12 protein-coding genes are annotated in these 13,368 nt (G+C 35.0%); 7 read left to right on the forward strand and 5 right to left on the reverse strand.

What is annotated here, in order from left to right:
* Nucleotides 1-27 precede the first annotated feature (27 nt).
* Complete coding sequence (locus Ana3638_RS21245) at nucleotides 28-396, reverse strand: GntR family transcriptional regulator (RefSeq protein WP_161839822.1); 369 nt, start codon at nucleotides 394-396, stop codon at nucleotides 28-30.
* Between the two features lie 334 nt (nucleotides 397-730).
* On the opposite strand from Ana3638_RS21245, the gene Ana3638_RS21250 reads away from it, so the two are divergent.
* The 4 genes from Ana3638_RS21250 (at nucleotide 731) to Ana3638_RS21265 (ending at nucleotide 2,335) form a co-directional block, all read left to right on the forward strand.
* Nucleotides 731-943 carry a helix-turn-helix transcriptional regulator gene (locus tag Ana3638_RS21250; RefSeq protein ID WP_161839823.1) on the forward strand — a complete coding sequence of 71 codons (213 nt, stop codon included), beginning with the start codon at nucleotides 731-733 and terminating at the stop codon, nucleotides 941-943.
* Nucleotides 936-1,259 carry a hypothetical protein gene (locus tag Ana3638_RS21255; RefSeq protein ID WP_161839824.1) on the forward strand — a complete coding sequence of 108 codons (324 nt, stop codon included), beginning with the start codon at nucleotides 936-938 and terminating at the stop codon, nucleotides 1,257-1,259. The genes Ana3638_RS21250 and Ana3638_RS21255 overlap by 8 nt, the downstream gene beginning before the upstream one ends.
* A 130-nt stretch (nucleotides 1,260-1,389) precedes the next feature.
* A complete protein-coding gene (locus Ana3638_RS21260) occupies nucleotides 1,390-1,671 on the forward strand; it encodes an autorepressor SdpR family transcription factor (protein ID WP_161839825.1) in 282 nt (93 codons plus the stop codon).
* Nucleotides 1,661-2,335, forward strand: coding sequence for an SdpI family protein (locus Ana3638_RS21265; protein WP_161839826.1), 675 nt, complete (start codon nucleotides 1,661-1,663; stop codon nucleotides 2,333-2,335). The genes Ana3638_RS21260 and Ana3638_RS21265 overlap by 11 nt, the downstream gene beginning before the upstream one ends.
* Nucleotides 2,336-2,546: 211 nt before the next feature.
* On the opposite strand, the gene Ana3638_RS21270 is transcribed toward Ana3638_RS21265, so the two are convergent.
* From Ana3638_RS21270 to Ana3638_RS21280, 3 genes are all read right to left on the reverse strand, one after another.
* Entirely contained in the window at nucleotides 2,547-3,497 is a 951-nt protein-coding gene (locus Ana3638_RS21270) for an L-lactate dehydrogenase (RefSeq protein WP_330587706.1), read from the reverse strand.
* 28 nt (nucleotides 3,498-3,525) lie between these two features.
* Nucleotides 3,526-5,889 (reverse strand): diguanylate cyclase, encoded by a 2,364-nt coding sequence (locus Ana3638_RS21275; protein ID WP_161839827.1) that lies wholly within the window; start codon nucleotides 5,887-5,889, stop codon nucleotides 3,526-3,528.
* Between the two features lie 439 nt (nucleotides 5,890-6,328).
* Nucleotides 6,329-10,108 carry a phosphoribosylformylglycinamidine synthase gene (locus Ana3638_RS21280; protein ID WP_161839828.1) on the reverse strand — a complete coding sequence of 1,260 codons (3,780 nt, stop codon included), beginning with the start codon at nucleotides 10,106-10,108 and terminating at the stop codon, nucleotides 6,329-6,331.
* Nucleotides 10,109-10,517: 409 nt separating this feature from the next.
* On the opposite strand from Ana3638_RS21280, the gene Ana3638_RS21285 reads away from it, so the two are divergent.
* The 3 genes from Ana3638_RS21285 (at nucleotide 10,518) to Ana3638_RS21295 (ending at nucleotide 12,855) form a co-directional block, all read left to right on the forward strand.
* Entirely contained in the window at nucleotides 10,518-11,291 is a 774-nt protein-coding gene (locus Ana3638_RS21285; RefSeq protein ID WP_161839829.1) for an MBL fold metallo-hydrolase, read from the forward strand.
* Between the two features lie 132 nt (nucleotides 11,292-11,423).
* Nucleotides 11,424-11,792, forward strand: coding sequence for a VOC family protein (locus tag Ana3638_RS21290; RefSeq protein WP_161839830.1), 369 nt, complete (start codon nucleotides 11,424-11,426; stop codon nucleotides 11,790-11,792).
* A 181-nt stretch (nucleotides 11,793-11,973) separates the two neighbouring features.
* Nucleotides 11,974-12,855 carry a LysR family transcriptional regulator gene (locus tag Ana3638_RS21295; RefSeq protein WP_161839831.1) on the forward strand — a complete coding sequence of 294 codons (882 nt, stop codon included), beginning with the start codon at nucleotides 11,974-11,976 and terminating at the stop codon, nucleotides 12,853-12,855.
* 212 nt (nucleotides 12,856-13,067) lie between these two features.
* On the opposite strand, the gene Ana3638_RS21300 is transcribed toward Ana3638_RS21295, so the two are convergent.
* Nucleotides 13,068-13,280, reverse strand: a complete 213-nt coding sequence (locus Ana3638_RS21300; RefSeq protein ID WP_161839832.1) for a hypothetical protein — start codon at nucleotides 13,278-13,280, stop codon at nucleotides 13,068-13,070.
* Nucleotides 13,281-13,368 lie beyond the last annotated feature (88 nt).

Here is a 13,368-nt window from a genome sequence, read left to right on the forward strand (position 1 = left end):
AATACTTACTTATAATTAATCCGATTTTTATTCAAATAATATCTCTATTAATTTCAGAACATCATCTTTTGAATAACCTCGCCGTTTTGCTTCTAAGACCAACTCTTCTGCATGAGATTCAAAAATTTGTATTTGCTCATCTTCAATTTTATTGAAATATTCACACCGTACAAAATTACCTTTTCCTTTTACCGATTCGATAATCTTATCCTTTTGGAGGGCATCATATGCTTTCTGAACGGTTAATATACCAACTCCCAAATCCTTTGCCAGGCCTCGTACAGAAGGTAATATTTCACCTTCTTTTAAATCTCCCTTTAAAACTGCATCTTTTACTTGATTTATAATTTGTTCGTAAATTGGAACACTGCTTTTGAAACTTATAATTATTTCCATCAATTACCTCCATTGTTATATAACAGTATATAACACTATATAACACATGTCAATATGAAGTATTCATTTCTTACTGTCACCAATAAATTTAACAAAAAAATATAAATTATATTCATGATTATTGGTAAGAGGACAAAAGTAACTGCTGGAATAGTTTTGTAATGTATATTATCTGTAATAATTTGTAATTTTCTTACTTGCAAAGAATCATAGAAAAGTATTTTTAAACAAAGATTCTAACAAATACACCTAAAAATAGTATTTAACTGTTGACAAAATGTAATCTGTTGATTACATAATAAAACAGATTACATTTTGTTAAGGAGGTAATACATTGATTCAGAATCGAATTAAGGTTTTGAGAGCAGAGCGTGATTGGACACAAGCTGATTTAGCTGAAAAGCTTGAAATTTCCCGCCAGGCGGTTATATCAATAGAGAAGTATAAGTATACTCCCTCATTAGAATTAGCTTTTAAAATTGCAGAAGTTTTTAATGTTTCAATCAATGAAGTTTTTGAACACAAGGAGGGCAAAAACGATGAATGAACAAGCTATTATTTTATTTTTCCTTATTGTTTATACTGGTATTACTCTTTTTCTTTATATGTGGAAATCTAAAAGGGAAAGCGATTACAAAAACGACGAACGTTGGCAGGTGATTCAGCTTAAATCGAATAATGCAGCGAATTTTTCAAACTATATCTTGATTGTATTAATAGCGATTGGAGATATCGTATCGTTATTTTCTGATATTCAAACTACCTTTACCTTTAATCGTGTTTTGATTTATGGTCTACTTTTCATCGGTTTTCGCAATACGATAGAATTTTTTGCATTATTATATTTTGATAAGCGGATTTAACTTCAAGAAATAAACTTTAATGAGATACCTTTTCATATATTTAGAAAATTATCGAAATATATATTGACGCTTCATCCCAGAAGTATTAAAATGAATTTAGAAAGTTATCGAAATAAAAGGAGGTGATGATGTGGGATTTCCCGATATTTTTAAAGCGCTTTCCGATCCGGTTCGACGGGATATTCTGATATTACTAAAAGAAAACGGTAGAATGTCAGCCGGAGACATTGTATCAAAATTCAACCTTACAAACGCCACCGTATCTTATCACTTATCTCAATTAAAGAAAGCTGATTTGGTCTTTGAGACAAAAGTGAAACATTTCATTTATTATGAAATCAATTTATCTGTATTTGATGAGTTAATGCTCTGGCTATCTCAGTTTAAAGGAGGAAATGAAAATGAAAAGTAAAATTGGCCGCTCCTTATGGATAGGCTCTCTAATCTGCCTTTTGCCGATTGCTTTTGGTTTGATCTGTTATAACAAGCTGCCTGATTCCATGGTTATCCATTTAGATTACAGAGGAAAACCGAACGGTAATGCACCAAAGGAGTTTATAATATTTGTTTTTCCAATTTTAATGATGTTGCTCAATATTATAATTAATATTTCAGTAGCAAAAGCAGCTGTAAAAGGTAATGCCGCAAAACCTTTGATTGGAATTGGCAAATGGATTGTCCCTATCGCAACAGTTATGATCCAGCCGTTGATAATTCTTCGGTCAATAAATAGCCAATCTCCTGTAAATTTGATAATCTCCATCATGGTCGGGCTCATTTTTATATTAAGTGGTAATTATTTTCCGAAAAATCGGGTTAACCCCATTGTGGGAATGAAATTCCCGTGGTTATTCAATGATGAAGAAGGCTGGAGGAAAACTCATAAACTATCCAGCTACCTCTGGATTATCGCAGGCTTTATTTTGATGATTGCTCCATTCATTGAGATTCCTTTTATTATTATATTTATCGTGCTTATTTCATTAATTGGTGTCATTCCGATTGTTTATTCACTTTGTTTCTATATAAGGAGAAAATCAAATCATATTAACAACTCGGAATCTTCATTAAAGTGATTTATCCAGAAAATTAACAACCGAAACACGATAAGGCGGCTAAATTTAATAATGGCTCTCCATAGAGGACATTTTAAGGCATCAGGATACTGTAATATCATGATACCGTAGAGACGGCAGTACCACATCTGAGTCAAGTGGTGCCTGCCGTCTTTTAATTTCCGCGAAAGCAAAGTATAGAATCATTAATTTTTAGTAATTTTCTTAGCTGTCACTGGATTATTTTGCCGGTATATTCCCGGATTACTTTTACTGAGTTTTTGAATTTAACCTTTTCCGCCTCAGTCAGATGAACTTCAACCACATCTTTTACGCCACTGCGGTTTAAAATTACGGGAACCCCGCAGAATACATCATATTCCCCAAATTCACCCTCTAACAGGGTTGAAACAGGAATGATTTTGTTTTCATCATTTAGGATCGCTTTTATAATTCCTGCGGCTGTGGTTGCTATACCATAACAGGTAGTACCCTTTACTTCCAGAATATCAAAACCTACCCGTGTTATTCTTTTTACGATATCGTCAAGATTTACATTGTCAAATTCTTTATTATCTTCCAGAATATCATAGATTCTCTTTCCTCCTACCGTAACATGGGACCATGGACACATCTGACTGTCTCCGTGCTCTCCCATGGTATAACCTTGAACACTTCTGGGATCTACATGAAATAACTCTCCAATAAAGTATTTCAGCCTTGCGGAATCCATGGCAGTACCTGTTCCAATTACCTGATTCTTTGGTAATCCGGATAATTTATATACATAGTGAGCAATGATATCTACCGGATTGGATACCACAAGAAAATGTCCCCTAAAACCGCTCTCCATAACCGGACCAACAATTGATTTGGCGATATTTGCCGATAATTCAAGGGTATCTAATCTTGTCTGACCTGGCTTGGGAGGTGCTCCTGCGGTAATAACTACAATATCCGCGTCACCACAGTCTTTATAATCTCCTTCGCTCACCTTAACATTCCGGTTTAAATATTCTACACAATGGCATAAATCCATTACTTCTCCCCGGGCTTTATTTTTATTAATGTCAATTACCATTACTTCATCGCATACACCCTGTGTGATCAAACTAAATGCTGTAGAAGAACCAACTAAACCTGCTCCGATAATTACTACTTTACTGCGGTTAATTGTCATCATCCTTACCATTTCCTTTCTCAATATTATTTTATGAAACTTCCGTACGATTTCTACCATTTTCTTTTGCCCGGTATAAAAGGGTATCAGTACGTTTTACAAAAGTCTTTGTTTCTTCAGATTGAAAATCCGTAAGACCTATACTAATAGTAACATTTAGATTCTTTTTTGTAAATTTAAAATTTTGAATCCCTTTTCTAATATTTTCAGCTATCTGATATGCATCCTCTAAACTTATATCCGGCAGTACAACCATGAACTCTTCACCGCCGTATCTTCCTATAGAATCATAATCCCTGACATTTAATTGAATTAATTTTGATACAACATTCAAAACTCTGTCACCGGTTTGATGCCCAAAATTATCATTCACTTTTTTAAAATAATCAATATCTAACATCATCAGGCACAAGTTGGTCTTATTTTCAATGGACTTCCCGATTTCCTGTTCCAATAATTCCATGATGAATTTATGGTTATACAGATTGGTCAAACCGTCTCTTACCGATTGTTCCTGTAATAAGGAGTTGCTGATTATTAACTCACTGTTTACTTTTTCAATCTCTTCTTTGCTTCTTTTTAAGGCATCCTGAACCTTTTTTCTTTCGGTAATATCCCTGGCAACAAAAACATAACCGAAAGGCTCGGTGGATTTATCCCGTAAAACCGTGCCGTTAACTTCAGCAATAATATAAGAACCATCTTTTTTGATATGCTTATATTCCACCGGACCTATATCTTCAACTAATATCCGTCTCATATTTTCTCTGGCAATTTCCTTATCATCTTCGTCCAGGAAATAAATTACATTTTTTGGTATATTATCTGCTTGCGGATCATAACCCAGTATCTGTTTGATACTTTTGTTAATATAAGTAATATCTCCATAAATATCACAAACCAGTACCAAATCAGGAATAGAATCCATTAGTTTACTTAACATTTCTTCCGATTTCACGATATTTTGCTGCAGTATTTTTTGTTCCGTTATATCGGCAAGGCAGGAAAGCAGAACTTCCTTATCATTATATACAGCCGGTACCATAGTGATCAGCCCTGTAAATACCGAATTATCACCACGTTTAAATAATACCTCTTTGTCTTTAATCTGATAGCCATTTGTTATATCCTCAACAAATTTAAACCTGTCCTGAGGATTTTTATAAAATGAAAAAGCATCTTTTCCTATTATATTGTCATAACCAACATGGAACAAATCTTCTGCATTTTTATTAATGTATAATAAGGTATTATCATTTTTGTTAGTAACAACTATACCAAAAGGTATGGTTTCCGTTACAGTTCGAAATAATTCCTCACTCTTTTTTAATTTTTCCGCAGTTTTTTTATGATTGCTTATTTCGTTTTTTAAATCCTCAATCATTCTGATATCCTGTCCAACGATTAAAAACCCTAATAATAAATTATTTTTTGATTCCCGTATTGGAGTAATTGAAATATTTAATGGAATAGGTTCTCCGTTTTTAGTATGTATTATAACCTGATTCAGTTTTACGGTATCTGTAATTCGATCAAAGTCTGTAATAAGGTTTACTATCTTTTTTTCCGGTATGACTTTGGTAATCGGCGTATTGACCAGGTCAATTAAATCGTAGTTAAGCAAACTCAGGACTTGTTTATTCGTTCTGATAATTCTCCCATTCAAATCAATTAAAAAAGTCAGATCCAGGATTTCATGAAATAACTCGTTGACAATTAAGGAATTTGAAGCCATTAAAAAATTATAGTTAACCACCGCATAATAAATACCCCATAACATTATTAAGACAAATATCTGGGTTACATTAGGCAGATAGTAATGCAGTTTTAGGGGTAATATTGTTTGTGTAAATATATCAGTCAGAAACGGTATAATACCGGAAATAATTATTATTTTCGCCTGTTTCTTCTGTATCGATTTATCAGAATTTCTACCCCATTTATATATTAGAATAAGACTAAGGATTACATACAGGTTGTTGTAAATTAAATCCACATAATAAAATATACGATATAATAAATCAGAATATCTGATCGCTTCCCCGAATAAAAAGATTTCTGTAAATAATAAGAAGAAACCAGGTATGGCGATTATAACTTTGTATATAAATTTATCTAAGACCGGGTTATTCGTTATTGATAAAACTAAAAACAAGACCAGAGCAGGGAAAGTACACCAACCAATTGCAGACACTTTATTCCAGACAGAAAATATAAACTCATTATCTGCGGTATAAGCAAAGGAATAGGCAAAAGACCAAATAGAAAGAGATAAGGTTAAAAGCAGAAATATAAAACCATCCCTCGATTTCTTATTTAATTTATATGTATTAAATCCTACAAACAAATATATAACAGTTGCTAATGTTGATAGAAAGGATAATAATTGATTCATAATTTATTCCATCCTTAAGCCTTACTTAATAACTGTAAATTATCCACTTTTATGTGATATCACTATATCAGAAATATCGACAGTATTCAATCTTTTATTATAAAAATTAACAATCTTAATTGGTGAATTCGTAATTTGAATAAAAGCTCATTCTATTGAATGTAATAAATTAAATAACTTTGAGATAGAATTACTTTTCCAGTATCTACAAACCGGAAGAAATACGCTTTGCGAGTTTCTCCGGTTCGCGTGCGCGTTCGGATTATTGCAAGCAAGCTTGCTAATTCTCACTTTGCTTTCGCGGAATTAAAGCTGCTGCAAATATTAATTTATCAATTTATATTTACAGCAGCATAAGTTAAATTTTTAATTATTTAGTTTAAAAATCAAAGGTTTGATCTTAAATCTTTATTTCAATTCCCTATATTATTCATGATATCTATTTATAATAATTTACGCCGGATTCAAAGATATACTGGTTCTGGTTGCCGTATATATTCACTGCCACACCATCTCCTCTTCTTTCGGAATGAGCCATTTTGCCAAGTACTCTGCCGTCAGGGCTTGTAATTCCCTCAATTGCATAATAGCTGCTGTTAGGATTATAATCCTCGTCCATGGTGGGATTTCCATCCATATCCACATACTGGGTGGCTACCTGGCCATTTGCAAATAATTTCTTAATCCATTCCTCATTTGCAACAAACCTGCCCTCGCCGTGGGATGCCGGAATTGCATAGATACCGCCCAATTCTGCCATAGTTAACCATGGAGATTTATTGGATACCACTTTAGTATATACGGATTTGGAGATATGACGGCCAATATTATTCGTAGTTAAAGTGGGAGAATCTTCCCTTTGAGGTGTGATTTCACCATAAGGTACCAACCCTAATTTTATCAATGCCTGAAAACCGTTGCAGATACCAAGGACTAAACCATCCCTATTCTTAAGCAGGTTATTAACAGCTTCCTTAATCCTGTCATTACGGAATGCGGTAGCAATAAATTTACCGGAACCATCCGGTTCATCTCCTGCGGAGAAACCACCCGGGAACATAAGAATCTGCGCTTCATTAATCCCCTTTTCAAACGCATCTACGGAATCTCTGATATTTCCTGCGTTTAAATTTTTAAATACGGTGGTAGTTACCTCAGCCCCAGCCAATTCGAAAGCCTTTAAGCTGTCATATTCACAGTTGGTTCCCGGAAATACCGGTATAAATACTTTCGGTTTCGCTACTTTATTTTTTGCAATGTAAACTGTCTTTGCATCAAATAAATATGGTTCCGTCTTCTTATTCTTAATCTCAGGTTCTAACATAGAGCGGGTAGGAAATACTTTCTCTAAAGCAGCCGTCCAGGAGGATAACGCTTCTTCCATGGTAATTTCTGCACCACCTATTAAAAACTTAGGCTGTGGGATTACTTTACCTGCTATTTTATAGGTTATATTAATCCTGTCCAGTTTAATCAGATCCTCTTCCTTAAGTTCCGCAAGTATGGAGCCGTAGGCCGGAGCAAATAATTCTTCCTTACCTACTTTCTGATTGATCAGGACACCCAGCTGATTACCAAATGCCATCTTACTAACTGCTTCCGCTATACCATACCCCCCTAAGGCATAAGCAGAAACCAATACTTTATCCTTCGTAAGTATCTGAATCTTATCATAAAGAGCTTTAATCTGCTCATAGACAGGCAGGTCATAAACATCTTTTTCCATATCAAACTTAACAAGTATATTACCAGGTGTTTTTAGTTCCGGTGTGATAACATCGTGAATATCAGCTACATTAACTGCAAAGGAAACCAATGTAGGAGGTACATCAATATCATTAAAGGTTCCTGACATGCTGTCTTTACCGCCGATGGACGGAAGGCCTAACTTCATCTGGGCATCAAATGTACCCAAAAGTGCAGTTAATGGTTCACCCCAACGTTTTGCATCGGTTCCAAGCCTTCTGAAATATTCCTGGAATGTAAAACGAATTTTCTTATAATCACCGCCTGCTGCAACTATTTTAGCTACGGAAGATATAATAGCATAAACAGCACCATGGTAAGGACTCCAGCTTGAGAGATAAGGATCAAAGCCATAACTCATCATAGTAACAGTATCACATTTGCCTTTTAATACCGGTAACTTTGCAACCATTGTCTGAATCGGGGTTAATTGATATTTGCCTCCGTAAGGCATGGTTACGGTTGCAGCTCCGATGGAACTGTCAAACATCTCTACCAGTCCCTTCTTAGAGCATACATTTAAGTCCTTTAAAGTTTGTAACCATTTTTCTTTTATATCTATATTATAATTATTTTCTTTATTAAAATAATTCTCTTCTGCTTTCGGCAGAGTAACCAGGGCATCCGCTTCCTGATGAGCTCCGTTGGTGTCAAGGAAAACTCTTGAAATATTTACGATTTCTTTGTCTCTCCATATCATAACCAGCCTTGGTTCTTTAGTGACCTCTGCAACAACAACAGCTTCCAGGTTCTCTTCTTCTGCAAAGATAAGCATCCTGGATACGTCTTTTTTATCTACAACCACAGCCATTCTTTCCTGTGATTCAGAAATTGCAAGTTCTGTTCCGTCAAGCCCTGCGTATTTTTTTGGAACTTTATCCAGATAGATATGAAGGCCTTCCGCTAATTCACCAATGGCAACTGACACACCGCCTGCGCCAAAGTCATTACATTTCTTAATTAATCTGCTTACTTCTTCCCGGCGGAATAAACGCTGTAACTTTCTTTCCGTAGGTGCATTTCCTTTTTGTACTTCGGCTCCGCAGGTTTCAATGGATTCGGTTGTATGAACCTTGGATGAACCGGTTGCTCCGCCGCAGCCGTCACGTCCTGTTCTTCCTCCCAATAAAATAATAATATCACCCGGATCGGAATTTTCCCGGATTACATTCTTACGGGGAGCTGCTCCCATAACCGCACCTATTTCCATCCTTTTTGCCACATAATTCGGGTGATAAACTTCATCCACTAATCCTGTAGCAAGTCCGATCTGGTTACCATAAGAACTATAACCGTTAGCTGCACCGGTCACAATTTTTCTCTGAGGTAACTTTCCTTTTAAGGTATCTTCTAAAGAGACGGTAGGATCTGCCGCTCCGGTTATACGCATTGCCTGGTATACATAACCTCTTCCTGACAGGGGATCTCTGATTGCTCCTCCAAGACAGGTTGCAGCTCCGCCGAAAGGTTCAATCTCCGTAGGATGGTTATGGGTTTCGTTTTTAAAGAATACCAGCCATTCTTCCGTTTTACCGTCAATTTCTACCGGTACTACAATGGAGCAGGCATTAATTTCATCGGAAACCTCCATATCCTCTAATTTACCGTCTGCTTTTAATTTCTTCATGGCTATTAATGCAATGTCCATTAAAGAGATATATTTATCATCCCTGTCTTTATATAAAACTTCCCGGCTGGATAGATAACTTTCATAAGCTTTCCGTATAGGTTCTTTATAAAATCCGTCTTCAAATTGTATGTCTTTTAATTCCGTTAAAAAGGTGGTATGTCTGCAATGATCGGACCAATAGGTATCCAAAACACGGATTTCGGTTTTGGATGGGTCACGTTTCTCCTCTATTGCAAAATAATTCTGGATATGAAGAAAATCCTGAAAGGTCATAGCCAGATTAAGGGATTGATATAACTCTTTTAATTCCGTTTCTGACATGGAAATAAACCCGTCAAAGATTAGTACATCTGCAGGTTCTTCAAATACTGTTTCTAATGTTTCCGGTTTTTCCTCATCGGTTTCTTTAGAATCTACCGGGTTTATGCAATAAGCCTTTATTTTATTAAAATCTTCGTCGCTGATATCTCCGGATAAAATGTAAGTAGTAGCGGTACGGATCATGGGTTCTTCATTCTCATTCAGCAATTTTACACATTGCTCTGCAGAATCTGCCCTTTGGTCAAATTGACCGGGTAAATACTGAACTGTGAAGATTCTATCGTTCTCTGCTTTTTGAAAAGATTCCTCGTATAACATGTCAACAGGCGGTTCGGAAAAAACAGTTCCTAAAGCTTTCCTGTAAGTTTCTTCACTGACATTCTCTATATCATAACGGATTAAAACCCTTACTTGTTTTAAGTTACTCATACCAAGATAGCTTTTTATTTCATCGAATAATTCTTTTGCCCTTACAGCATAGGGGTTTTTCTTCTCTACATAGATTCGCTTTACGCTGCTCATAGTTATTATCCTTTCCATATATCATTCATTTAACGAATTGCAAAACTATAGTTTTCTGAATATACCGTACAATTAATACGAATTTCAGAGCTTCAGTTGCCCTCCGGGCAAGATTCATCTCTGAAATTGTATGAATTGCATGGTATATAGACACATTAGTGGAGTTTCGCAATTACCTGCATCATTCATTTCATAAGTTTCTGCCACTATTATAGCATAATACCTTTTATAAAAGAAATTAATATATATAAACCTTTTAATAAGCAGTACTAATACAAAGTATCTATTTTTATAAGTGTTTTCGTTACAGTTTGCCTCACTTTTCCATTCTCCATCTATACAAATTGCTATCTTTGAGGTAGAATAATATAAGGTTAGTAATACTGGGAGATATCCAAGGAGGTTTCCTGTGAAAATAACTTATATTCACCATAGCGGTTTTTGCGTAGAGACAGAAACCACGGTTTTAATTTTTGATTATTATAAAGGAACCATACCTTTGTTTCATAAGAAAAAAGATGTTTATGTATTTTCCAGTCATAAGCATCAGGATCATTTTAATTTAGAAATTTTTGAACTTGCTAAAATCTATCCTGAAATTACTTTTATTTTATCGAGTGATATACGTATGAATGAAGCTTATATGGATCGAAAGAATATTCCGGAAAGTATCAGGCCGCATATTTATTTTATCGGTAAGAATGAAACCAAAACTTTTCCGGTAAAAAGCAGCACCAAAGACGGGCACCCTGATTCATCCCTGGATAATAAATCTTCCAATCTCCTTGTAGAAACATTGACTTCTACGGATGAGGGTGTTGCCTTTATCGTTACCGTTAACGGCAAGGTGATCTATCATGCCGGGGATTTAAACTGGTGGTCCTGGGAGGGTGAAACAAAAGAAGAGTATACGGATATGACCGACCGTTTCCAGACGGAAATATTAAAAATAAAAGACCGGCATTTTGATGTAGCTTTTCTCCCGCTTGATCCAAGGCAGGAAGATCGTTTCTGGTGGGGTTTTGATTATTTTATGAAATCAACCAAAACAGCACTTGCTTTTCCCATGCATTTTTGGAAAGATTATACCATTATTTCCAAGCTTAAAAATATGGGAAATGCCGAAGAATATTCTAATAGAATTATGGACATAAAAGAAGAAGGCCAGATTTATGAAGTATAACCGGTACAAACATCTTCTCACAATTATCCCCGGTACTGATTATCGGTACCATAATGGTAGTGAAAGAAATATTAAACAAGAAAGGCTGCCACAATCTTCCACTCTTTATTAATTGTGGTAATGGGTAAAAATATGAAATTTAAATTTGCACATAATAATCTGAATGTAATCAACTTAGAAAATTCTATCAAATTTTATGAAGAAGCATTGGGTCTTAAGGTTACTAAGAAAATAGAACCGGAGGACGGCAGTTTTATCATTGCTTTTTTAGGCGATAATGAAACCACCCACCTCTTGGAATTAACCTGGCTTAGTGATTGGGAGCATCCTTATGATCTTGGGGATAATGAATTTCATCTGGCATTTGTTGTAGATGATTTTGATGCAGCTTACAAAAAACATAAAGAAATGAACTGCATCTGTTATGAAAACACTGCTATGGGCATTTATTTTATTAGTGACCCGGATGGCTATTGGTTAGAAATTATCCCAACCAGATAGTAGGTAATTGCGAAACTATATAGTTTTCTGAATATACCATACAATTAATACGAATTTCATAGCTTCAGTTGCCTTTCGGGCAAGATTCAGCTCTGAAATTGTATTAATTGCATGGCATATAAATGCAATATTCTGGTTTCACAATTACCTACAACCAGATAGAATAGAAAGGAGACTCAACATGGATATAAATTATGAATTATATAAAGTGTTCTATTATGTAGCAAAAACCCTGAGTTTCTCAGAGGCTGCAGCATCACTTTTTATATCTCAGTCCGCAGTGAGTCAGTCGATCAAAGTACTGGAAACCAATCTTAGCCAGACTCTCTTTATTCGCAGCACCAAAAAAGTTACGCTTACCAAAGAGGGCGAACTCTTATTTAAACATATAGAACCTGCGATTAATTTGATCAGTCGTGGTGAAAACCAACTTTTAGAAGCTGCTGCTTTGGGCGAAAGTCAGTTACGTCTGGGAGCCAGCGATACCATATGCAGATATTTCCTGGTGCCATATTTAGAAGATTTTCATCGGAAATATCCGGATATTCATATAAAAGTAACCAACGGAACCTCCTTTCAATGTGCTAAAATGTTAGAGGCTAATGAAGTTGATATTATCGTTACCAACTCTCCTAACTCGGCTTTGGTTAACAGTATGTATATTGAACCAATTTTGGAATTTCAGGATGTTTTTATCGGTAATTCCGATTTCTTTCCTATTAAGGATGAACCATATACGTTGGAAGAATTACTGCAGTATCCTATCCTGATGTTAACCAAACATTCAACTACCAGTGAATTTCTTCATAATTTATTTTTACAGCATTCTCTGGATTTAGTACCTGCCATAGAACTTAGCAGTAACGATTTATTAATTGATTTAGCAAAGATTGGGCTTGGTATTGCATTTATACCGGATTTTTGCTTAAAAGACCAATCCAAACTGGTAACCATGAAAGTAAGTGAAACCTTGCCAACCAGAAAATTAGTAGCCGCCTATAATAGTAATATTCCATTATCTTCTGCTGCCAAATATTTTATTGAACAATTAACCCAGCAATAAATGGAATTGAAAACTGATTTTATGATTACGAATCAATTGTAATTTTTAAGAACTTAATAAAAAAAACAAACAAAAATATCTGTAAACATATATACACCCCAAATATTTTTATGATAGATTTAAAAACATTTGGGGTGTAATTTTAAAGAGGTCATTTTAATAAATGGTTTGGTCACTCCGGTTGATTTACTTAAAACATTCGACATGTTTGTTTAATTTCCTTTGCTGCTTAAAGGGTTGCTTCTTTCTTCAAAAAATGCGCCGTTATCCGGATTACATTCATTTTGCGGGTAATATCCCGCTCTTGGTACAATGGCTGATGCACCATTTAAAGCGTTTTTATTATTTTTTGATTTGATTTGTTCTTTTACCAAGTTCGTACCTGTCGTTATTTTAATTCCCGGAGTTTTATCTTCTTGTTCCATTTTATCAATCCTTTACGAAAAATTAGTAATAAGTTACTCTACTAGTATTACCTGTTTATGATAATATATGTAAGGATATTCAGGAATA

Source organism: Anaerocolumna sedimenticola (genome assembly GCF_009931695.1).
GTDB classification, from domain to species: Bacteria; Bacillota; Clostridia; order Lachnospirales; family Lachnospiraceae; genus Anaerocolumna; species Anaerocolumna sedimenticola.

Bases quoted from the DNA above. Each gene is read 5' to 3' on its own strand.
- Ana3638_RS21245 (WP_161839822.1), bottom strand. From the start codon at position 396: ATGGAAATAATTATAAGTTTCAAAAGCAGTGTTCCAATTTACGAACAA.
- Ana3638_RS21255 (WP_161839824.1), top strand. From the start codon at position 936: ATGAATGAACAAGCTATTATTTTATTTTTCCTTATTGTTTATACTGGT.
- Ana3638_RS21265 (WP_161839826.1), top strand. From the start codon at position 1,661: ATGAAAAGTAAAATTGGCCGCTCCTTATGGATAGGCTCTCTAATCTGC.
- Ana3638_RS21270 (WP_330587706.1), bottom strand. From the start codon at position 3,497: ATGATGACAATTAACCGCAGTAAAGTAGTAATTATCGGAGCAGGTTTA.
- Ana3638_RS21275 (WP_161839827.1), bottom strand. From the start codon at position 5,889: ATGAATCAATTATTATCCTTTCTATCAACATTAGCAACTGTTATATAT.
- Ana3638_RS21280 (WP_161839828.1), bottom strand. From the start codon at position 10,108: ATGAGCAGCGTAAAGCGAATCTATGTAGAGAAGAAAAACCCCTATGCT.
- Ana3638_RS21290 (WP_161839830.1), top strand. From the start codon at position 11,424: ATGAAATTTAAATTTGCACATAATAATCTGAATGTAATCAACTTAGAA.
- Ana3638_RS21295 (WP_161839831.1), top strand. From the start codon at position 11,974: ATGGATATAAATTATGAATTATATAAAGTGTTCTATTATGTAGCAAAA.
- Ana3638_RS21300 (WP_161839832.1), bottom strand. From the start codon at position 13,280: ATGGAACAAGAAGATAAAACTCCGGGAATTAAAATAACGACAGGTACG.